Origin of the sequence: Thiomicrorhabdus sp., assembly GCF_041583835.1 — a bacterium.
Taxonomy (GTDB): domain Bacteria; phylum Pseudomonadota; class Gammaproteobacteria; order Thiomicrospirales; family Thiomicrospiraceae; genus Thiomicrorhabdus.
The window spans coordinates 116,087-137,219 of sequence record NZ_JBFHFC010000007.1 but is presented as its reverse complement, the minus strand read 5'-3'; the positions used below and the strand labels follow the sequence as shown (position 1 = coordinate 137,219).

The following is a 21,133-nucleotide window of genomic DNA, read 5'->3' as shown; positions in this document are numbered from 1 at the left end:
GTCGCTAAATTAGTCGGCCGGAAGCAGCTGAATAGGTTGACGTTCCTGTGGCTGACTTTCTTGAGTGGCGGGCAATTCGATGCCGTTGGTTGTTTCTGTTTCTTTCAAGGCACCTTCCGCCGTATCTTCTACCGTTTCCTCTATAACCGGTATTTCAGGCTTGACCCATGGAATCAATTGTCCTTGCGGCGAATATTGCGCCCAGATCAATTTCTTGCCGATCTGTTGATCTTCGTCTAAATACAAAATTCCGCTTTGTCCCTGGGTTAAGCAAAGATTCGGCGCGAGCTTGTCGAGTTGGGTCGCCAATAGAAAACTGTCCCAACCGAATGCTTCCAACGGGGTGTTCAGCGCGTTCGGTGTGAAAACGGCCGGTATGGTCGGGAAGATGACGTTTTCCAAGTCTTTGTTACGTTTGATGTTTTGCAGGTCGTTAGGCGTCAGGTTGGACGTCGCGTATACCGGCAGTTTTAATTGGAAGAATTCGAATTGCGGGTGGAATACTGCGACTTGTTGTTCGTTACCCAATAAAACGATGGCTTGCAGGTCTTGGCGGGTGCGAGGGAAGAACTCGAGTTTTTCGCCTAGTAACCAACGCAGATTGTTGTAACGTGCCTGACTGGCTTCCTCGTTGACGATGCCGCCAAGAGCCTTACGTAAGTTCGGGTTTTTCAGCGGGTAAACATGCATGACCGCCTGATTATCCGGGTTGGAAAGCCATTGAACGCGTAAGGCTTGAGCGGTGGCCATATCTCGACTGTTTTCGCTGCTTAGAATTGCAATGCGTTGATAAGCGTTGTCCTCAAGCTGACGCGTGATTTGCATGCTTTCGGTCTGCGAACGGTAGTTGAATGACTTGAACGTCGCATTTTCGATACTGTTTAAAGCCAGAACGTCGGTTAGCCCGCGTCCGGCCAGTTGGTCGACTGCTTCTTTGGTCAACGGGCCGATGACGAGATCGGCACCGTCCAGTTTAGCCTGTTGGTATTGTTGGAAGACTTGGTCGATTTCGCTGGAATCGTAGAATTTTAAAGTAATCGAACGGTTTGAAATCATATAGGCTTTAATCAAACCGTTTCGAATCTGTTCGCTGATATCCTGGTATTTACCTTGAAACGGCAGTAAAACCGCAATTTGACGAACCGTTTGGGTGTTCTTAAGGTGCTGCTTCAGACCTTCAAGTAGATGGTGGTTATAAAGTGCATCGTTGTCGAAGCTGGCAAGATCCGATAAGGCCTGTTGTGCGTATAGCCCCGGTTGCTGTAATGCATTCAGGAGTCTGCCCCATTGTTGTAATTGCAGATTCGGGCTGCTATCCAGTTCGGCGATTTTTTCCTTGGTGTCGAAAGCTTGTGACAAGGTGTGCCAAATCATGTATTCGATCGCCAACTGATTTTCATCATCGGCCTTGTGCCATAATTGCTCGCTCAGTGTCAGGTACGTTGTCCAATCTCGATTTTCTTCGGCAAGTTTGATTTGCTTTTCCAATTGGGCGATTTCGAGATCCCCGACGGATTTCATCTGGGCGCCTTCAAGGACAATGCCGGGTTTACTTGCGATGTCTTTTGACCCGCCGGGAGTGGAACATCCGGAAAGCGCGCCAAGGAAGATCGCCATTAAGGAAGAAGAGACAATTAAAGCAGTGGATTTGCGCATTTTTATATAGAATGGTTCACAATTAATCTTAGTGAAGATTATATAGCGAATTGAGTGATTGATAAGGTTTTTATGGAAAACAATACGGCAAATGCAAAAAACGGCACCCTCTATATTGTGGCGACGCCCATCGGAAATTTAAAGGACATTACGCACCGGGCGATCGAGATTCTTTCTTCGGTCGATTGGATTGCCGCCGAAGACACGCGTCACACTCAAAAGTTGTTGCAGGCATTGGCGATTCAACGTCCTTTAATCAGTCTGCACGACCATAACGAACAGGCTCGCAGTACTCAGTTGTTGGAACGTTTACAACAAGGCGAAAGCGGCGCTTTGGTTTCGGATGCGGGAACGCCGTTGATTAACGATCCGGGATTTCATTTGGTTAAGTTGTTGCGCCAGCAGGGGATCGATGTAGTGCCGATTCCGGGGCCGTCTGCAGTGATTACCGCTCTGTGTGCAGCCGGATTGCCGACAGACCGTTTCAGTTACGAAGGTTTTTTACCGGCCAAAACGCAAAAACGGTTGGATGTTTTGGAAAGCTTGAAAAACGATACCCGTACTTTGGTCTTTTACGAGTCGCCGCATCGTTTTATGGATACGTTGGACGCAATGGAGACCGTGTTCGGCGAAAACCGCCAGATGGTAGCCGCACGCGAGATGACTAAGACTTACGAACAGTTCGTTTCCGGCTCTGTTGCCGAGGTGAAAGCGTATTTCACCGAACATGACGATAAGGTTCGAGGCGAATTCGTTTTGATGGTAATGGGTGACGTTGTGGAAGAAGTGACGGAAGTCGGTGATTACGACGCTTTGATTCTAAGCCTGCTAAAACAGAACTTGCCGGTTAAACAGATTACCGACATCCTCGTTGATTACAGCGGGCAAAAGAAAAAGGCGATTTACAGTAGGATTCTGGAGCTCAAAGACCTTTGAAAGTGCTGTTTTTCAGAGTGAATCGGCTTGTTGGTGCCTGAATCAGCAGGCGAAATGAGTGCCTTGATGATTCAGTCCTATGATTCAATCCTGATTGGGCCGCTCTAAGCGGCCTGTTGAAACTATCAATTAAACTACGTGATGTTTACCTTCCAGCACCACGCTGCTGGCTTGGGGACCTTCTTCTCCCATCTCTTCCGAAAAATGTACTTTGTCGCCCGTTTTCAGGTTGTCGAAATCCGCATTAACGATGCTGTTGCGGTGAAAGTAGATTTCTCGTCCGAAAGCGGTTTCGATCGTTCCGTAATCCATCTCCGGATACAGGGCTTTTACGGTTCCGTGAGGTGCTACTTCATGCAGTTTGACTTTGCCGCGCTGTTTGCGGGTCAAGTCCTGCAGCTGGCGTTGAATGGCTCCGAACGCATCCCTGAGTGCAATATACATATTTTCGTGGGTATGATCGTTGTCGGAGTTTTTGGTGGCGACAAGGTCGTGACCCGGCACGGATAAGTTGATTTTGATGCTGAACAGATTGCCTTGCTGATGTTTGCGGTGCGGTGCTTCAATAACTACCGAGCAGCTGATAATTTCCCTGGCGAATTGTTCGAGTTTTTTTACTTTTTCTTTGATTCTATCTTCAACGGCATCGGAGTGTTTGATGTCTTTGAAGGTGATTTGTAGTGGTACTTGCATGCTTTCTCCTTTGGGGAAAAGGTTTGTGGTCAAACATTACATACTGATTCGACAAATCGGCGCGTTGATTGGCGTGAATGAAGCGACGGTAAAAGGGTGGGGATTATGAAAAGAGCAATCAACCTCTTTGTCGAAAAAAACCGTCGAACCGAAATTCCATTATTTCTGATAACCGACTCAAAAAGCAAGCGGTATTACACTCACTGTTACAAGAGTCGGTATCGTCAGGCCATTGGAACTTCGATGCACAAGAGCTTGCTGTTCGCATGGGCGCGGATTTCAATATTGTCGTCTTCGGGTATGGCCAACGCGTCTCTCGGGTTCAATTCGTCCAGATCAATCTGGACGTTGCCGTCCAAAAGAAATATGAATACACCGTTTTCAGGACGGTGTTTCTTGTAAAACAGCGTTTGATTGTCGTCCATATCGGCGAGCGAAAAATAGGCGTCTTGGTTTATCCATATAGAACCGTCCCGTTCGTCGGGAGATACGACTAATTGGAAACGGTTCTTACGTCCATTTTCATCAAATGCTTTCTGGCCGTAACGCGGTTCGATATTGTGTTGTTTGGGTATAACCCAGATTTGCAGGAAGTTGACTTCGTCGCTGTCGGAGTCGTTGTATTCGGAGTGGGCGACGCCGGTTCCGGCCGACATGACCTGAATTTCTCCTGCCTGGATAACGTGCCGGTTCCCCATGCTGTCTTCGTGTTGAAGGCGACCTTTCAATGGGATGGAGATGATTTCCATGTTGTTGTGCGGATGGGTTTCGAAGCCCATCGAAGGGGCGACGCGGTCGTCGTTGAGCGCGCGCAGCAGTCCGAACCCCATACGTTCGGGATCGTAGTAACTGCCGAAACTGAAACTATGGTAACTGTGCAGCCAACCGTGGTGGTAAACGCCACGCTCGTCGGCGGGATGGAATTCTCTACTCATGGGTAAGTCCTCTTGGCATCCAAAGCGGGGATTTGATCAGGCCGTTCAAAACCGCTCGCGGTTGTGGGGTGTCGTCAAATCCAGTTCGGGGCCGATTGGCACGATCAAAGTCGGATTGATGGTGTCATGGCTACCGTAGTAGTGTGCTTTGGTATATTCGAGATCAATCGTCTCCATTATTCCCTCAATTTGCGCTAATTCCAAGGTGTAATTCCATAAATTTGGGTAATCGACCAGACGGCGGAGATTGCATTTAAAGTGACCGACGTAGACGGCATCGAAGCGAATAAGCGTCGTGAACAGCCGCCAGTCGGCTTCGGTGAGTTGCTCTCCAACCAGATAACGTTGTTTCGAGAGGCGTTCTTCCAACGCATCCAGACATTTGAAAACGTTTTTCGCTTCTCTTTCATACACTTGTTGCTTGGTGGCGAATCCGGCTTTGTAAACGCCGTTGTTGAGGTTGTGGTAAACGAAGTCGTTGATTTGTTCGATCTCTTCGCGCAACGCTACAGGATAATAGTCGCCGGGCAGGGCACCGATGTCGTCGAAGGCGGAATTGAACATGCGGATGATTTCCGACGATTCGTTGCTGACGATGGTGTTGAGTCTTTTATCCCATAGCGTCGGCACGCTGACGATGCCGGTGTAATTCGGATCGGCGATCGAATAGATTTCATGCAACAACGTCTTGTGATTGACGAAATCGGGAATGACGCCGTGCCCGGGGTGGAATGTCCAGCCCTCGTCGTCGCCCATATAAGAGTTGACGATGGAGACGCTGATCATCTCTTCCAGCCCTTTGAGTTTTCTGAAAATCAGGGTGCGGTGCGCCCACGGACAGGCAAGGGAAACATAAAGGTGATAACGGTCGGGTTCGGCTTCGAATCCGTCTTGACCCGTAGGCCCGGCGCGACCGTCGGCGGTAATCCAGTTTCTAAACTGCGATTCCATGCGCTTGAAACGGCCTCCGGTGGATTTGGTGTCGTACCACCGGTTGTGCCATTTACCCTCGATCATGAATCCCATAAGAATGTCCCGCTATTTTGGTTGTTTGGTGTCGGATAAAAATTGGTGAACCCGTTCAAGTGATTATCGCCCTGTGAAACAGACACTTTAAAAACGCCCGTTCTGGTAATCGTGGATTGCCTGCACGATCTCTTCCTGTGTGTTCATCACAAACGGTCCGCGTTGTGCAATCGGTTCGTTCAGTGGGGTTCCGGCCACCAGTATGAAACGGCTTTGGTCGCTGATTGAACGGATTTCGACTTGGTCGCCCGATCCGAACACGCCAAGTTGTCCCGCTTTAAGTATTCTCGGGTTTTCGGTACCAACTTCAACCTGACCTTCATGCAGATAGATAAAAGCGGTTTCATCGTGCTTAAGCGGTTGTTTGAAAAACTCGCTTTTTACCAGTTGGACATCAAGGTAAGTCGGGTCGACATAGTCGTTTTGGATGATGCCTTGCGTGCCTTTTTGCGTTTTCCCGGCAATCACTTTAATGATGGTTCCGTCCGGCCAATTTTCTACCGGAATGCTTTCAGGCGGGTGTTCCTGATAGGCCGGCGGTGTCATTTTTGCATCGGCGGGCAGATTAACCCAAAGTTGAAAGCCCATTAACAGGCCATCTTCCTGTTCCGGCATTTCGGAATGGATGATGCCACGTCCGGCCGTCATCCATTGCACGCCGCCCGCTTCAATCAGACCTTCGTTTCCTTGGTTGTCTTTATGACGCATTTTCCCGGCTAATAGATAGGTTACGGTCTCGAAACCACGGTGCGGATGCGGCGGGAAGCCTCCTATGTAATCCGCAGGTTCGTCTGTGCCGAAAGCGTCAAGCATGATGAACGGATCCAGATTTTTCAGTTGCGGTTGTCCGATGATACGAAAGAGTTTGACGCCGTCTCCGTCCGAAGCGGGCATGCCGTAATAAATTTGTTGCAGTTGGCGGGTTTGATTGGCCATGTCCTGACTCCTATTGATAGACGGTAAGCTTAACGATTGATTAAACAATAAAAAACCGCCAAAATACCAAAACACTGTTCTAATTTTAAGAACAAAAAGACAGGGAGGGGAAATGGGACAACTGGAAGAGATGCGGATTTTTATTCGTGTGGTCGAAGCGGGCGGTATTGGTAAAGCGGCGGAACAGTTAAATTTGGCGAAGTCTGCGGTGAGCCGTCGTTTATCCGATTTGGAATCGCGCTTGGCTTGCAAATTGATTCAGCGTACGACACGAACTTCCAGTTTGACCGAAGCCGGCCAGCTCTATTACGAACGGGCACTTAAGGTTCTTGAGTCGATTGAGGAAATGAATTCCTCTATTCGCAACGACGAGCAGCAATTGCGAGGCACCTTGAGGGTCGCAGTTCCCTTGTCGTTTGGCTTGGCGCACTTGACCGGCGTATTCGATCAATTTGCCAAACAGCATCCGGAACTGACTTTACAGATCGACCTGTCCGACCGTGAGGTGGATATGGTCGAAGAAGGCTTTGATTTAGCGTTTCGTATCGGCCAGCTCAAGGATGCGTTGATTCAGGCGCGAAAACTCGTTCCCATTCGGCTCATCTTGTGCGCTAGTCCCGACTATCTGCAAGAATACGGTACCCCGGAAGTTCCGGAAGATCTGAAAGAACATAAGGTGCTGCACTATACCGGAGACAAAACCGGGGTTTGGCATTTAACTGACAGCGAGGGGTATTCGCATCCGGTGCAGGCATCGGGGCAGATTTATGCCAATAACGGCGATTTCCTTAGAAAGATGGCGGTCAGTGGTCACGGGATTATTCTGTCGCCGACCTTTATTGCGTGGGAGTCGTTGCAGAAGGGGGAGTTGGTTCAGGTTCTGAAAGAGTATAATTTGCCGTTAATTCATGCCTATGCGGTTTATCCTCAAAACCGTTATCTGTCAAATAAAGCTCGGGTGTTCATCGATTTTCTGGTTGAATATTTTGGTGACAAGGCTTATTGGGACGAAGGCTTGTTTTAAGCGGCCACTTGGCAGGGTCTATGAATTCCGGACAGGTTTGTTCGGATTGTCGATAAGAAATTCATTCACTTGTATTTTGATGTTTAATCGTCTATCTTGGCGTCCCGTTTCTTGCCCCTTGGCTTTCAGTACATGACCCAATCTTTCAATCAGGCTTCCATTCAAGAGCAGGCACGCCAGCTCTTGCAGACTGTTTACGGTTACGATCAGTTTCGTCCCCAGCAAGCGTCGATTATCGAAGATGTGGTGTCCGGTCGAGATTGTTTTGTTTTGATGCCGACCGGCGGCGGAAAGTCTCTGTGTTATCAGATTCCGGCGCTGATACGTTCCGGTACGGCGATTGTGGTATCGCCGCTCATCGCGTTGATGCAGGATCAGGTCACCGCCCTAAAAGCCAATGGGGTGAACGCGGCTTATTACAACTCTTCTTTGGATTACGAAGCCGCCGATCAGGTAATGATGCAATTGCACACGGGGCAGTTGGATTTGTTGTACGTTTCTCCGGAACGCCTGCTTAACGCCCATTTTCTGCAAACCTTGCAAAGCCTGCCGATCGCCTTGTTCGCGATTGACGAGGCACACTGTATTTCCCAGTGGGGACACGATTTCCGGCCGGAATACAGTCAAATGGGCAGTTTGCGCGAACGTTTTCCGCAGGTACCTTTCATTGCCTTGACCGCCACCGCCGACCATGCGACCCGGCACGATATCCTTCAACGTCTGCACCTGCATCAGCCGCAGGTACACATCAGCAGTTTCGACCGCCCGAATATCCGCTATACGGTATTGGAAAAGCGCCAACCGTTGAAACAGTTGTTAGGATTTTTGGAAGCGCGTGGACAGAAAAGCCAGAAAGAGAGCGGAATCGTCTATGCGTTGAGCCGTAAGCGGGTTGAAGAGGTGGCGCAGAAACTGGCTGAAGAAGGCTATAACGCTAAAGCGTATCACGCCGGCCTGCCGGGCGAGGTGCGTCAGCAGGTGCATCAACAGTTCCTGCGTGACGAGATCGAGATCGTGGTGGCAACGGTGGCGTTCGGTATGGGCATCGACAAATCCAATGTGCGCTTCGTGGTGCATTATGATCTGCCCAAAAACATCGAAGGATATTATCAGGAAACCGGCCGTGCCGGACGCGACGGTTTGGATTCCGAAGCCTTGTTGTTGTTCGGTATGCAGGATGTGGCGACCGCCAAACATTTTGTGGAGCAGGTGCCTAACGAAGAGCAGAAACGGATCGAAAACTTCAAACTCTCCAGCATGGTGGCCTTTGCCGAATCCCAGACCTGTCGTCGTAACGTTCTGCTGAACTATTTCGGCGAACCGAGTCAAAAACCGTGCGGTAACTGTGACATCTGCCTGAATCCGCCGACTTTGTTCGACGGCAAGGTGGTAGCGCAAAAAGCCTTGTCTTGTGTCTACCGTTTGAATCAAGGGTACGGCGTGCGCCATGTCATCGATGTATTACGAGGTGCCGACACCGAACGCATCCGTTCCTTGCAGCACGAACTGGTCAGCACCTACGGCATCGGTAAGGAATACAGTGTGGATGAATGGTCGAGTCTTATCCGTCAGTTGATTCACATGGGCTACTTGTTTCAGGATGTGCAGAATTTTTCGGTACTGCGTCTGACCGAATCGGCCGGACCGGTCCTTAAAGGTCAGATTGAATTGCAGTTGGCGTTGCCGAAAAAGACTTTTTCAAAAACCAACCGACCTGCCGGAAAGTCTTTACGGGACAATCTTTCCGAAGCCGATAGGGAAGTGTTTGATGAATTGCGTGCCTTACGCAAGGAAATCGCCGAAAGCGAAGAAGTTCCCGCCTATGTGGTGTTCGGTGATGCCGCTTTGGTGGAAATGGCAAAACACAAACCGCAAAACGATAGCGAATTGCTGAAAATCAACGGCGTCGGCGAGAGCAAACTGGCGCGTTACGGTTTTGAGTTTCTGGCGTTATTGCGCCGCTACGGGTGACGGCTCGGAAGGTTACAGTTTGCCTGCCGCTTTCAGGGCTTTGATCGAATAGATGTCGTAGCGGGTATTTGGGCTTTTGATTTCGGCGTTGGGTTGGATGCCTTCGATGGTGGGCGCTTTGGCCGGGCGTTTGACGACAACGCGTTTTTTGGCGGTTTTCAATGCCGCCTCCAGCAGTTTTTCGCTGTCCATGTCCGGGCCTAATAAATGCTGAAGCACTTTCATTTCTTTCTTGGCCGAGGCGGCCTTTTTCTTATCCGGATACATCGGATCCATGTAAATCACATCGACTTCGGGCTGTTGTTTTAATAGGTATTCTGCGGCATCGGCATTGGCTAAAGAGATGCGTTGCACGATTTCGCGTACTTCGGGATCAAGGCTGTCTTTGCTTAAAGCGCGTTGCAACGCGTCTTCCAATAGCGCGGCGACGATCGGAGAACGTTCGATCATTTGCACCTGACATCCCAACGTAGCGAATACAAAAGCGTCGCCTCCCATTCCGGCGGTGGCATCAAGTACTTTGGGGGTGCTGTCTCCACTGATGCCGATCGCGCGGGCGAGCGGTTGGCCTTTGCCGCCACCGAATTGACGGCGGTGGTTCTTTTTGCCGCTGGTGAAATCGATGGATACCGGCCCGCTGTGGCTGGAGAATAGACCGAGTTTGGCGGCCTCGTCTTCGGTTTGATTTTTTTCTCGAAACCAGCTTAATACCATTTGTTCGCCTAAGGCTTTTGATGGCGGTAGAGAGGCAATTAGCGGCAATTGTAGACGGTCACTTAATTGCCGGGCTTTTTCAGGGTAGATTTCGGAACAGACTTTTAGCATAAATTATCGGTTTGGGTTTGACGGCTTGTTTATTGGCCTTAATATAGCCGATTTGGCCGAGCGGGTTGTAAAATTTGATGTTTGATACCATTCTTTATGGTGCTGGTTTTGTTTGTTGAATCTGTAGATAAGCCGTCAAAAAGATTTTCCATAAAGTACCATAGTGTTCTGTTTTACAGTGAATTGAAAAAGATATGATGTTTTCCCTTAATTCCCGTCGTCGATTGTCATTAGCCTATGTAGCGATCGGCTTGTTGCTGAGCCTGTTTTATAGCTTTTCGGCTCAGGCTCAGTCTCAGGCCGTCGGGCTGGAACGCCTTCCGGAACTGGCGAAGATGCCTTCGGCGGGATTGTTGCTCATGGACTCTAAAAATCAGCCGTGGAAGTATAAAGCACAAAGCGAGATGTTTGTGCCTGCTTCGACGACCAAGTTGGTGACGGCATTCCTTGCGCTTTCCCATTGGGGCGAGCACCATCGTTTCAAAACCGATTTTTATCTGGGTCATCGGAATGGACAGGTGGTTTTATGGGTCAAGGGATATGGCGATCCGTTTCTGATTTCCGAAGAGTTGCAATTGGTTGCGGAACAGTTGAAAAAGCGGCTTGCAGAAAGCGGAATCGACAAAATCGATGCGATCGCCTTGGATAACGGTTATTTCTCGGAGCATTTGATTTTACCGGGAACCGGGCAGAGCGATAACCCGTATGACGCCATTCCATCGGCCATTGCCGCTAATTTCAATACGCTTAACCTTAAGAAAGTGAACGGTCGAGTGATCTCAGCCGAGGAACAGACGCCCTTGACGGCGACCGCCAAACGTTTGGGCAAGACAATGACGCAGAGTGAGTTACGCTTTAATACCGGGGCGGAGCCTAAAGTGGGGCAGACCTATTTTGCCGAGTTGTTGGCTGAATTTTTACGCGGGCAGGGCATTCAGGTTGGTGGGCAGGTGATTTACCAAGCGGTCGATAATTCTTTACCGTTGTTATACCGCCATTTTAATAGCCATGATTTGGCCGATATCATTCGTCCGATGATGAAGTATTCGACTAATTTCATTGCCAATCAGTTGGCGCTGAAGTTGAGTGCGGAGCTTTATGGCGCGCCTGCGGATGAAAAGAAGGTGGCACGTATGTTCGCACAGCAATTGCAACGTCATTTTGATTGGCAGGAAGCGTTTATTGAAGACGGTGCCGGTTTGTCGCGTAACAATCGCTTAAGTCCTCAACAGCTAATCGAAGTGCTTGAGGTATTCAGGCCGTGGAAACACTTGTTGCCGGAAGTGGAAGCGCATGTGTATGCGAAATCGGGGTCTTTAATCGGAGTCAGTGCGTTGGCGGGGTATATCGAGCATCGACAAAACTGGCTGCCGTTTGTGGTGATGATTAACCAGCAGGTTCCCTATTACCATTACCGCAACAAGGTGGCGAGTGTGTTGAGTCAGGAGATTTGGGCGCAACAATGATTTGCAACGGTGTGCGAATGGGATAAGTGAGTCCGGATAGTTTTGTTTAGTTTATCCGGATTGTATTTATTCGGTGTTTAAGCTTTTAAGCCGTGACGTTGATGTTGTTGCCCAGGTTGCTCGGCAGTCCGGCATTCGATGGCGGTGTCGGCAAGCTTGCAATCAAAGTCAGCGCATTAGCGGCTTGACTGTCGATGGCTTTTTTAAGCATCGAAACCTGCACTTGTTCATGAGTGTTGGCTTGTTGCTGATAATAGGCTGCGGTCACTGCTGAGTTGGCAGAAATGTCCATGAAATTTAACCTTTTAGTTTTACTTGGATAAGTTATCGGCCATTTTACTACGAACTTTAATTTTATGGACTTTAATGTCGATTTCGGGTACTGTACGCCACGCAAAAGTGGGTTGGACAATCGCGGAAGTCTTTAGGCTTCGGAGGAAAGTCCGGGCACCACAGAGCGGGATGCCAGCTAACGGCTGGGCGGTGTGAACCGACGGACAGTGCAGCAGAAAATATACCGCCGATGACGCGCTTGCGCGAACAGGTAAGGTTGAAATGGTGCGGTAAGAGCGCACCGCGCTTCTGGTAACAGAAGTGGCAGTGAAAACCCCATCCGGTGCAAGACCAAATAGGGAAACAACGCCACTGGCTTGCCAGTGACACCGTGTTGCTCGCACGGGTTTCCGGGTAGGTCGCTTGAGGAAAGCAGTGATGTTTCTCCCAGATGAATGGTTGTCGCTCTTTTGAGTACAGAACCCGGCTTACAGATCCGCTTTTGCTTTCTATTTCAAAAAGTTGACTGCCTTTTTAGTTGGCTTTTTATTTCTATATCATGGGTTTTTCTACACCCGATTTCTTCTAAATGGCTTATCGAAATATTCCCGATTCAGTATTGAAAATTGATGTGGTTTTTTTGTCCTAATCGTTTGTTCTAAGCGCCCAATTTTTTCCTTACGCATGTAGGAATTGTCTTGTCTGTTTTTCTAAATTTCCTCTAAAACACTCACTTTTATTCCGTTTTTTTAATTTTTTTTAATTTTTTAGGGAAAATTCTCCCCTAATGGGGTGGGGGGCGACTCTGCATGCATTAGTCTTCTTTATGTAGTGTTCTGATGTTTTTCTTATACTACATGTTGTGTTGTTGGTTGTGTCGGTATTGGTAATAAGAAAACCCTTTTTTTATACAATGTGTTGTGAATATTACTTAACTAATGACTTTGTTTTGCAGTGCTAACTGATTGAAACATAAGTTTTATTAGTGTTACCTAATATTTATAAAATCCCGTTGGTATGTGTCCGTAAGTTGTTGTCCTGTAATGAAAATTTGTGTTTCTTTGCATTTGACGGGGTTGACAGTGGAGTGCAACAGCAATATAGTGGCGCTAAGTGGGGAAAGGTGGCGAAAAGTGGAATTTTGAAATGTTATTTTTTCGTGGGATCAATTCAATCAATATCGATGCGAAAGGACGCCTTGCCGTTCCTAAGCGCTATCGTGAGTCGATCTCCGAAGCAAGTGACAATCAATTGGTCGCTACCATCGACCTTCATAGCCCTTGTTTACTGATTTATACCTTGGATGAATGGGAAGTTATCGAACGCAAGTTGATGTCTTTACCGAACGTTGATCCTCAGGCACGTTTGTATCAACGTTTGCTTTTAGGGCATGCATCCGAGATGGAGATGGACTCGCAAGGACGAGTATTATTGCCGAGCTTGCTGCGAGAGCATGCCAATCTGGAAAAGTCGGCCATCTTATTGGGGCAAGGGAATAAATTTGAACTTTGGTCGCAAGAGGCATGGGATGCCAGCCGACCAGAGATGTTGGATTCGGCACTTTCAAATGAAGTATCCGAATCGCTTGCGAGTTTAAGTCTGTGATGTCTGAAGGAGCACAAAAACCAACTATGGAAGACAGTCAGCAGAAACATTACTCGGTGTTATTGAATGAGTCGATCGATGCTTTGAATATCCAAGGGGATGGCATTTATATAGACGGCACATTCGGACGCGGCGGACACAGTCGGGTCATTTTGGATAAGTTGGGGCCGGAAGGGCGGTTGATAGGGATTGATCAGGATCCGCAAGCGGTCGAATACGCCAACACACATTTTAACGATCCGCGCTTTGAAATTCAGCACGGCAGTTTCGACAAGGTAGCCGAATACTGCGAAAGGCGGGGGATAACAGGAAAAGTGAATGGATTGCTCCTGGATTTGGGAGTGTCGTCACCGCAACTGGATGAGGCTGAACGTGGATTCAGCTTTATGCGTTCTGGGCCTTTGGATATGCGCATGAATCCGGAAGAAGGTTTGAGTGCCAAAGAGTGGCTGAAGCAGGTAGATGAAAAAACGCTTGCGAAGGTACTTAAGCAATACGGCGAAGAACGTTTCGCGGGGCGAATCGCCAGAGTCATAAAAGAAGCGAGCGACAAAGACGAGTTGCAGACGACGTTGGACTTGGCGGAATTGGTTAGAAAGGCTTCGCCTAAAACAGAAAAGAATAAACATCCGGCAACGCGTACTTTTCAAGCAATACGCATTGCCGTAAATCAAGAGTTGGACGTTTTGAAGAATGTGTTGGAAGCGGCGGTGGCCATTCTTGCACCCGGCGGCCGACTTGCGGTTATCAGCTTCCACTCTTTGGAAGACAGAATTGTAAAACAGTTTATTAGGGATCAGTCCACGATGAAGGATCTGTTCCCGGATTCACCGATTTTGCTGGAAGTGATTGAGCCTGTTTTGAAAAAGATCGGCAAGCCAGTCTTTCCAAGTGAAGAAGAGTGTCGAGTGAATAGTCGATCACGCAGTGCGGTGCTCCGCATTGCAGAACGTTTGTAGGTCAATGTTGCAGTTTGTGTTGGGGAAACTTCTTTAGCGCAAATTAAAACATGTTTTAGTTGTCATGCTGATTAAGGGGAATCGTCGTCATGAAATTCGTAGGAAAAGAAACAACGCCAGTCCGGACACCTGGCATGCCTGTTATCAAAGTCATCGGCTTAGGCGGTGGCGGTGGTAACGCCGTAGATTATATGGTGCGCTCAAACGTTGAAGGCGTTGAGTTTATGTGTGCCAATACCGATGCGCAAGCCTTGGCTAACTCTCAGGTTTCGACCTGTATCCAGCTAGGTGATGGCGGTCTGGGAGCCGGTGCGGACCCAGAACGCGGTGCACAAGCTGCAAAAGAAGACATTGACCAGGTTAAAGAACAGTTAAGAGATGCCGACATGGTATTCATCACCGCAGGAATGGGCGGCGGAACCGGTACCGGTTCTGCACCTGTTGTAGCGCAAGCTGCACGCGAGATGGGTATTTTGACGGTCGGTGTCGTCAGTCGCCCGTTCAGTTTCGAGCGTCGCAATAAGATTGCAGATGCCGGGATCGAAGCGCTTTCGGAACATGTAGATTCATTAATTACCGTTCCTAACGATAAGTTGTTGAAAGTGTTGGGACGCGACTTCGTATTGGCGAAAGCGTTTGATTACGCAAACGAAGTACTGCACGGTGCGGTTCAGGGTATTTCAGAATTGGTTACCCGTCCGGGTATGATCAACGTGGATTTTGAAGATTTACGTACAGTCATGACCGAACGCGGTATGGCGATGATGGGTGTCGGTCATGCGACTGGTGAAGACCGTGCCATCAAGGCTGCGGAAAAGGCGATTGCCAATCCGTTGTTGGAGGATATTTCGGTATCGGGTGCCCGTGGTTTGCTGGTTAACATTACAAGTGGTTTGGATTTCACTTTGGGTGAATTCAACGAAGTGGGTGATGTTATTGATCAAGTTGCCGCACCGGATGCAAAAGTCATTATCGGTACGTCTATCGACGAAACCATGCAGGACGAGATTCGTGTAACGGTTGTTGCAACAGGACTTGAAGAAGCGGGTTCTGCCGCTAAGAAGCCGGAAATGGTTAAACCGAATCTGACTGCAGTTCAAGCGAACAAAGAAAGCGTTGTCGAACAGGCAGCACCTGCGGCTAAAGTCGAGGAAGCGCCGAAAGCGGTTCAGCAGAGCGTTAAGTTGGAATCCGCCGCTAAGCCTGCGAAAGAAGTAGAAGTAGAGCGTCCTAAGATGGTTGCGAATGGTGGACTGGCCGGCAGTCTTCCAAACTCGAACTATCTGGATATTCCTGCTTTCTTACGTCGTCAAGCGGACTAAAAAGCTCTAGCCGGGCCGCACATGAGAGTACTGACAGTATGTTGATTGAGTGGTTCGGTAACAGAGCTTGAATGCTGGTTTGTTGCTGACATGTTAAGAAGATTCCCCAGACCCACCCACTTAAAAATTTTTAAGTGGCGTGGGTTTTTTCTTTTCAGCCTGGTGATGATGGTATTGATGTCGCTGATTGCGATCATTCAAGTCCAACACCAAATTCGACATACAGAAACCCAGTACTATCTGGCATTACAAAAAAACCTTCAAGCCAAAGAGGAGTGGGGGCGTTTGATGCTTGAAAAAATGCATTTAAGTGCCCCAGCCCGCATTGAACAGATTGCCCAATCAAAATTGAACATGGTTTTGGAAAAGTCCGCAGAATCTCATAATCTTCAAACAATTTACTTGCAAGAACAAGCTGATGGCCAATAAGTTTCGTCGCGATAAGGTGGTGTTTGCCCTGATTGTCATGGGCTTTATGGCTGTTCTGTCGCGAGCGTTTTACGTACAGATCGTGAAGTCGGACTTCTTGCAGGAAGAGGGGAATAAGCGTCAGGTTCGCACCATTGATATTCCGGCACCTCGCGGGGTGATTTACGACCGTCATGGCGATGTCTTGGCGTTGAGTACTCCCATGGCCTCCGTTTGGGTAGACGCTAAGGTGATGTACGGCTATCAGACTGCCTACCGAAAGTTTTTGAAGTTGCTCGGAATGAGTGAGAAAGAGCTTTTGCAAACCGCTCATAACCGTTTACATAAACGTTTGAGCTTTATCCGACAAGAAGCCGACTCGAAAGTAATCGATGAAATCGAGCAACTTGAGTTGCCGGGCATATACCTTAAAAAAGTCAAGATGACTCTGACGCCCCACGATATCGATGGGAAAGCGGGTGCGCCGATAGCCATCAGTGCAGACATTCCTTCGATCTGGGTGGATAGCCAGCAAATGTTAGGTTATCAACATGTTTACGAGAAACTGTCAAAGTTATTGAAAATACCGGCATCCAACCTTAAGGATAAGGTGGAGAAATTTTCTAGCCGACGTTTTCTTTACTTGCAGCGCTCGGTGGAGCCGGATTTGTCCAGGCAAGTGGACGAGCTGAATCTGTATGGCGTATATATCGAAGACGAATACAAACGTTATTACCCTTCCGGCGAGATAACAGGTCATTTAGTCGGTTTCACCAATATTGACGACCATGGTCAGGAAGGTCTGGAATTGGCTTACGAAGATTGGCTCAAAGGCAAATCGGGTCGTAAGCAGGTCATTAAGGATCGTGCCGGTCGAGTGGTCGATTTTGTGAAAGACGTGGTTCCGGCCAAAGCCGGTTCCGATATGACGTTGAGTATCGACAAGAATATTCAGTTTTTTGCCTATCGCGCTTTGAAAAGTGTGATGATCGAGCATCAGGCTAAATCCGCCAGTGCGGTGATTCTGGACGCCAAAACCGGTGAGGTGCTGGCAATGGTCAGTCTGCCGGGGTATAACCCGAACGATCGAAGCCAGTTAAGTGGCGACGGGATTCGTAACCGCGTGGTGACCGATTTGATGGAGCCGGGTTCGACGGTAAAACCTTTTATCATCGCGAAGGCGTTGGATCTGGGCGTGGTCGGCTTGGACGAGAAGATCAATACCAGCCCGGGTTCGATTCGTGTGCAGGGTTACCGCATTACCGATACGCATAACCATGGTGTATTGAAGCCCGAAGGTATTATTCAGAAGTCCAGTAACGTCGGTGCTTCCAAGATTGCAATGCGCATGACACCCGAGCAGGAGTGGCAGCTATGGAAAGATGTGGGCTTCACCAAAGACAGCGGTTTATACTTGCCGGGTGAAGCCACCGGCTATTTGAAACCGGTCGCGCAATGGCAGACGATCGATCAAGTTTCTGCTTCTTACGGGTACGGTTTTAATATCAACTTGCTCAATTTGGCACACGGTTATTTAATGTTGGCAAACCACGGAGAAATTATGCCGTTGAGTTTGTTTAAATTGAACCAGCCTCCTCAGAAGACGCGGGTAGTCGGTGCTGAAGCGGCGGATGAAACCCTGTTGATGATGGAGAAAGTGGTGGCGCGCGGCGGTACTGCTCCCAAGGCACAGGTGGCCGGTTACCGGGTAGCCGGTAAAACCGGTACCGTGCATAAAACCAAACAGGGCGGCTACGAGCAAAACGAATATCATTCGCTGTTTGCCGGAATTGTGCCGGTTTCCGATCCGGATATGGTCATGGTGGTGGCAGTGGACGAACCGAGTCGCGGAGTTTATTACGGCGGTTCGGTTGCAGCGCCGGTATTTAAAGAAGTTATGCAGCAAGCGTTACGTTTGAGAAATGTGCCGCATGATGAAATGTTGGAATCGTCTAATTAAGGTTTAAGGTCAGTGAGGCTAGCTATGAAAACCTTGCAACAGATTTATGATTTCTTTGGTTTGAGTGAAGAGGGGGTTGAAATATTATCTTCGACTGAGGTTGGCGATGCCAATAAGATCGAGGTTAGAAATGTTTCGACGGATTCTCGAACGCTTGGCAAGTCGGACGGTTTTATTGCCATCCAAGGATACACTCAGCATGGTCTGAAATTTATGCAGCAAGCAATTGAATCGGGAGTCAGCTGCATATTGACCGATCGCACTTTAACGGAAACCGAACGGGCTTGGTATCACCGGCAGAATCTTAGCGGAGCGATAATTGTCGTTAAAGATTTGAATGCACGGTTGGGTCGTTTTGCAGATTGGTTTTACGATCAACCGAGTCAAAATATTAAGGTTGTTGGTATTACCGGTACGAATGGTAAGACATCGACGGCGCACTATGTGGCTAAGTTGTTATTGGCCCTGGGGCAGACGCCTGCTTTAATCGGAACCTTGGGTAACGGGCTGTTTAAAAAGCATGCGGATGACTTGGCTACGAGTTTAAATACGACCCCTGATGTAGTGACGGTACATCGTTTGTTGCATGAGTTTATTCAGCAAGGTGCCAACTGGGCCGTGATGGAAGTTTCTTCCCACGCGCTTGAGCTCGGTAGGATCGATCAATTGAAGTTTGAATGTGTCGCGTTGACTCAGGTGACACGTGACCATTTGGATTTTCACCAAACCGAATTGGCTTATCAACAAGCTAAAGCGAAGCTGTTCCTCGAATATGAAAGCCGCTTTCAAGTGTTGAACGGTAATGACGTTGTCGGAAAACAGATGATTAGCGAACTGCCGCATGCCCTGGTGTACAGTACCGACGCTCAAGAAGTGGATGAGAACGGTCATCCTCATTTGTACTGCTCAGAAACGCAACTGAATGCACAAGGTATGAAGTTGAATCTGCATTTTGCCAAAGCGGAGTGCAAAGCCAATATTCCTTTGATGGGTGTCTTCAATGTCGAGAACGCTTTGTGCGCCATCGGAATTATGATGGCCTGCGGATTTGACTGGGCGGCCAGTTGTCAGGTTTTATCGAAGATGTCGGCGGTTAAGGGGCGCATGGAAGTGGTTACAAGCCATCCGGCGGTGATCGTCGATTTCGCCCATACGCCCGATGCTTTGCAACAAGTGTTGCAGGCGGTTAGACAGCATCTGGAAATTCAACCGTCCGAAGAAACGGCATTGGGTCGTTTGTGGGTGGTATTCGGTTGTGGCGGCGATCGAGATAGCGGTAAGCGGCCGTTAATGGCTAAAGTGGCAGAAATGTTTGCGGATAAGGTCGTGTTGACCAGTGATAACCCTCGCTATGAATCGCCGCAACAGATCATTGCCGATACGCTGGCGGGGTTTGAGAAGCCGAAAGCGGTTAAAGTGATTGAAGATCGAGAAGAAGCGATTCATTGGGCTTTAGAATCTGCGGCACCGGAAGATTTGATCGTGATCGCCGGTAAGGGGCACGAAGCCTATCAGGATATACAAGGAATCAAGCAACCGTTCAGTGATCAGCAGACCGTGCTGGAGTGGATGGAACAATCGGCGAAACGTTCGGAAAACGGTTCGTCATGAGGCAGGCGTTCAATCCGCAAGAGATGGTTGATTGCCTGCAACGACAAATTAATGTGAAGCAAGAGCCTATGCAAGAGCAGACATTTTATTGGACATTAAGCGATCTGGCCGAAAGCGTTGACGGCGAATGGTTAAGTTCATTGGTTGCGGATGAAGAGATATATTTCGATAGCATCAGTACCGATACGCGTACTTTGCAACCGGGTGCGCTGTACATTGCCCTCAAGGGAGAAAACTTCGACGGTCATAATTTCGTTGCCGAAGCGGTTAAGCAAGGCGCGGTTGCGGTTTTGGTGTCGAGCGAAGTGGCCTGTCCGGTTCCGGGTGTTTTGGTTGAAGATACACGGATTGCACTAGGCAAATTCGCACAGTGGCATCGCCGACAAATGCCGGTTAAGAAATTGATTGCGGTAACAGGTAGTAACGGTAAAACCACGACTAAGTCGATTTTACTGAGTTTGTTTTCTCAAATCGGCCGTACGTTGGCGACCGAAGGAAATCTGAATAACGATTACGGTGTGCCGCGCACTTTATTGAATTTAAGACCCGGGCACGAATACGCCATCATTGAAATGGGCGCGAATCATCCGAAAGAGATCGAGTATTTAACCTTGATGGCCGAGCCGGATATTGCACTGCTGAATAATGCTTCGGGAGCACACTTGGAAGGCTTCGGTAGTCTGCAAGGCGTGATTGAGACCAAAGGCGAAATCTTTTTGGGGTTGAACCGTTTGCATTCACCGGGAACGGCGGTAATCAATACCGATTCTCCGGGATACGAATATTGGCAGGCGAGCCTACAGGATTTGGGTATTAAAGATGTCCGCCGTTTCGGAGAAGCGCTACAAGCCGATGTACGTTTACAGAACTTTTCCAGTGCGGACGGAATGATCGAATTCGAATTAGTAATAGGCGGTCAAACTCACGCCGTCAGCATGACGGTTATGGGCAAACATAATGCCATGAATGCAGCAGCTTGCGTAGCGGTTGGTTTAGCCGCCGGATTGAATTGGGAAGAAATTCGTCCGGGTTTGATCAACTTCAATGGCGTGTCCGGCAGGTTACAAAAAACTAAAATTGGCCAAGGTTGGTTGATCGATGACAGTTATAATGCCAACCCGGAATCGGTCAAGGCTGCGATTGATACTTTGGCGGCGTTACCGGGTGCTTCCGTTTTGTGTTTCGGGGCTATGGCGGAGCTTGGAGAGACTACCCGGCAAGCGCATGAAGAGGTTGCAGCCTACGCTTTTCAAAAAGGAATAAAGCGTTTGTATGTATTGGGTGAGGCGGCCAGAGTCATGCCGGATATTTTCGGAGAGGGTGCAAACTGGTTTGAGAATCATGAATCGATGACGGAAGCGGTGACGGCCGACATCCATAATCAGACGTTGCAAAATGTCTTGGTGAAAGGATCGCGAAGCGCGAGGATGGAAAAAGTTGTTCAGGGAGTTTTACAGTCGCTGGACAGCGTGAAAAATCATAATGAATAACAAAAATACAAACAGAATGAAAACACCGAAGGATATC

At 48.6% G+C, this 21,133-nt stretch carries 18 protein-coding genes and 1 other RNA gene; 12 read left to right on the top strand and 7 right to left on the bottom strand.

Annotated features, from left to right (window positions below; all coding sequences use genetic code 11):
* Positions 1–9: 9 nt before the first annotated feature.
* Entirely contained in the window at positions 10–1,656 is a 1,647-nt protein-coding gene (locus ABY044_RS05940; protein WP_373019160.1) for a penicillin-binding protein activator, read from the bottom strand.
* 54 nt (positions 1,657–1,710) lie between these two features.
* Between ABY044_RS05940 and rsmI the strand changes: the two genes are divergently transcribed.
* The gene (rsmI, locus tag ABY044_RS05935; protein ID WP_373019158.1) at positions 1,711–2,592 is read left to right on the top strand and encodes a 16S rRNA (cytidine(1402)-2'-O)-methyltransferase; all 882 of its coding nucleotides are present in this window, start codon (positions 1,711–1,713) and stop codon (positions 2,590–2,592) included.
* Positions 2,593–2,721: 129 nt separating this feature from the next.
* On the opposite strand, the gene ABY044_RS05930 is transcribed toward rsmI, so the two are convergent.
* From ABY044_RS05930 to ABY044_RS05915, 4 genes are all read right to left on the bottom strand, one after another.
* Positions 2,722–3,285, bottom strand: coding sequence for an HPF/RaiA family ribosome-associated protein (locus tag ABY044_RS05930; RefSeq protein WP_373019156.1), 564 nt, complete (start codon positions 3,283–3,285; stop codon positions 2,722–2,724).
* A gap of 224 nt (positions 3,286–3,509) precedes the next feature.
* Complete coding sequence (locus ABY044_RS05925) at positions 3,510–4,220, bottom strand: pirin family protein (protein WP_373019154.1); 711 nt, start codon at positions 4,218–4,220, stop codon at positions 3,510–3,512.
* Between the two features lie 45 nt (positions 4,221–4,265).
* Positions 4,266–5,246, bottom strand: a complete 981-nt coding sequence (locus tag ABY044_RS05920; protein ID WP_373019152.1) for a glutathione S-transferase family protein — start codon at positions 5,244–5,246, stop codon at positions 4,266–4,268.
* A gap of 87 nt (positions 5,247–5,333) precedes the next feature.
* Positions 5,334–6,182, bottom strand: a complete 849-nt coding sequence (locus tag ABY044_RS05915; protein ID WP_373019150.1) for a pirin family protein — start codon at positions 6,180–6,182, stop codon at positions 5,334–5,336.
* Positions 6,183–6,294: 112 nt separating this feature from the next.
* Here ABY044_RS05915 and ABY044_RS05910 point away from each other — a divergent pair, with 112 nt between their 5' ends.
* A complete protein-coding gene (locus ABY044_RS05910; protein ID WP_373019148.1) occupies positions 6,295–7,206 on the top strand; it encodes a LysR family transcriptional regulator in 912 nt (303 codons plus the stop codon).
* Positions 7,207–7,338: 132 nt separating this feature from the next.
* Entirely contained in the window at positions 7,339–9,177 is a 1,839-nt protein-coding gene (recQ, locus tag ABY044_RS05905; RefSeq protein WP_373019146.1) for a DNA helicase RecQ, read from the top strand.
* Between the two features lie 12 nt (positions 9,178–9,189).
* On the opposite strand, the gene ABY044_RS05900 is transcribed toward recQ, so the two are convergent.
* A complete protein-coding gene (locus ABY044_RS05900) occupies positions 9,190–10,002 on the bottom strand; it encodes a class I SAM-dependent methyltransferase (protein WP_373019144.1) in 813 nt (270 codons plus the stop codon).
* Between the two features lie 194 nt (positions 10,003–10,196).
* Between ABY044_RS05900 and ABY044_RS05895 the strand changes: the two genes are divergently transcribed.
* Positions 10,197–11,468: a D-alanyl-D-alanine carboxypeptidase/D-alanyl-D-alanine-endopeptidase gene (locus ABY044_RS05895; protein WP_373019142.1), complete on the top strand. Its 1,272-nt coding sequence runs from the start codon at positions 10,197–10,199 to the stop codon at positions 11,466–11,468.
* 85 nt (positions 11,469–11,553) lie between these two features.
* On the opposite strand, the gene ABY044_RS05890 is transcribed toward ABY044_RS05895, so the two are convergent.
* Positions 11,554–11,760 carry a YjfB family protein gene (locus ABY044_RS05890; protein WP_373019140.1) on the bottom strand — a complete coding sequence of 69 codons (207 nt, stop codon included), beginning with the start codon at positions 11,758–11,760 and terminating at the stop codon, positions 11,554–11,556.
* A gap of 104 nt (positions 11,761–11,864) precedes the next feature.
* Here ABY044_RS05890 and rnpB point away from each other — a divergent pair.
* The 8 genes from rnpB (at position 11,865) to murF (ending at position 21,096) form a co-directional block, all read left to right on the top strand.
* An RNA gene (gene rnpB / locus ABY044_RS05885) (RNase P RNA component class A) lies at positions 11,865–12,248 on the top strand.
* Between the two features lie 639 nt (positions 12,249–12,887).
* Positions 12,888–13,346 carry a division/cell wall cluster transcriptional repressor MraZ gene (gene mraZ, locus ABY044_RS05880; protein WP_373019138.1) on the top strand — a complete coding sequence of 153 codons (459 nt, stop codon included), beginning with the start codon at positions 12,888–12,890 and terminating at the stop codon, positions 13,344–13,346.
* 26 nt (positions 13,347–13,372) lie between these two features.
* Entirely contained in the window at positions 13,373–14,305 is a 933-nt protein-coding gene (gene rsmH / locus ABY044_RS05875; RefSeq protein ID WP_373019136.1) for a 16S rRNA (cytosine(1402)-N(4))-methyltransferase RsmH, read from the top strand.
* Positions 14,306–14,394: 89 nt separating this feature from the next.
* Positions 14,395–15,627 (top strand): cell division protein FtsZ, encoded by a 1,233-nt coding sequence (gene ftsZ / locus ABY044_RS05870; protein ID WP_373019134.1) that lies wholly within the window; start codon positions 14,395–14,397, stop codon positions 15,625–15,627.
* A 45-nt stretch (positions 15,628–15,672) separates the two neighbouring features.
* The gene (gene ftsL / locus ABY044_RS05865; protein WP_373019132.1) at positions 15,673–16,056 is read left to right on the top strand and encodes a cell division protein FtsL; all 384 of its coding nucleotides are present in this window, start codon (positions 15,673–15,675) and stop codon (positions 16,054–16,056) included.
* On the top strand, positions 16,046–17,995 hold the full coding sequence (locus ABY044_RS05860) for a peptidoglycan D,D-transpeptidase FtsI family protein (protein ID WP_373019130.1): 1,950 nt from the start codon (positions 16,046–16,048) through the stop codon (positions 17,993–17,995). Before ftsL ends, ABY044_RS05860 begins: the two co-directional genes overlap by 11 nt.
* A 24-nt stretch (positions 17,996–18,019) precedes the next feature.
* Positions 18,020–19,606 carry a UDP-N-acetylmuramoyl-L-alanyl-D-glutamate--2,6-diaminopimelate ligase gene (locus ABY044_RS05855; protein WP_373019128.1) on the top strand — a complete coding sequence of 529 codons (1,587 nt, stop codon included), beginning with the start codon at positions 18,020–18,022 and terminating at the stop codon, positions 19,604–19,606.
* Positions 19,561–21,096: a UDP-N-acetylmuramoyl-tripeptide--D-alanyl-D-alanine ligase gene (gene murF / locus ABY044_RS05850; RefSeq protein ID WP_373019126.1), complete on the top strand. Its 1,536-nt coding sequence runs from the start codon at positions 19,561–19,563 to the stop codon at positions 21,094–21,096. Before ABY044_RS05855 ends, murF begins: the two co-directional genes overlap by 46 nt.
* Positions 21,097–21,133 lie beyond the last annotated feature (37 nt).

Bases quoted from the DNA above. Each gene is read 5' to 3' on its own strand.
- ABY044_RS05940 (WP_373019160.1), bottom strand. From the start codon at position 1,656: ATGCGCAAATCCACTGCTTTAATTGTCTCTTCTTCCTTAATGGCGATC.
- ABY044_RS05930 (WP_373019156.1), bottom strand. From the start codon at position 3,285: ATGCAAGTACCACTACAAATCACCTTCAAAGACATCAAACACTCCGAT.
- ABY044_RS05925 (WP_373019154.1), bottom strand. From the start codon at position 4,220: ATGAGTAGAGAATTCCATCCCGCCGACGAGCGTGGCGTTTACCACCAC.
- ABY044_RS05920 (WP_373019152.1), bottom strand. From the start codon at position 5,246: ATGGGATTCATGATCGAGGGTAAATGGCACAACCGGTGGTACGACACC.
- ABY044_RS05915 (WP_373019150.1), bottom strand. From the start codon at position 6,182: ATGGCCAATCAAACCCGCCAACTGCAACAAATTTATTACGGCATGCCC.
- ABY044_RS05910 (WP_373019148.1), top strand. From the start codon at position 6,295: ATGGGACAACTGGAAGAGATGCGGATTTTTATTCGTGTGGTCGAAGCG.
- recQ (WP_373019146.1), top strand. From the start codon at position 7,339: ATGACCCAATCTTTCAATCAGGCTTCCATTCAAGAGCAGGCACGCCAG.
- ABY044_RS05900 (WP_373019144.1), bottom strand. From the start codon at position 10,002: ATGCTAAAAGTCTGTTCCGAAATCTACCCTGAAAAAGCCCGGCAATTA.
- ABY044_RS05895 (WP_373019142.1), top strand. From the start codon at position 10,197: ATGATGTTTTCCCTTAATTCCCGTCGTCGATTGTCATTAGCCTATGTA.
- ABY044_RS05890 (WP_373019140.1), bottom strand. From the start codon at position 11,760: ATGGACATTTCTGCCAACTCAGCAGTGACCGCAGCCTATTATCAGCAA.
- mraZ (WP_373019138.1), top strand. From the start codon at position 12,888: ATGTTATTTTTTCGTGGGATCAATTCAATCAATATCGATGCGAAAGGA.
- rsmH (WP_373019136.1), top strand. From the start codon at position 13,373: ATGGAAGACAGTCAGCAGAAACATTACTCGGTGTTATTGAATGAGTCG.
- ftsZ (WP_373019134.1), top strand. From the start codon at position 14,395: ATGAAATTCGTAGGAAAAGAAACAACGCCAGTCCGGACACCTGGCATG.
- ABY044_RS05860 (WP_373019130.1), top strand. From the start codon at position 16,046: ATGGCCAATAAGTTTCGTCGCGATAAGGTGGTGTTTGCCCTGATTGTC.
- ABY044_RS05855 (WP_373019128.1), top strand. From the start codon at position 18,020: ATGAAAACCTTGCAACAGATTTATGATTTCTTTGGTTTGAGTGAAGAG.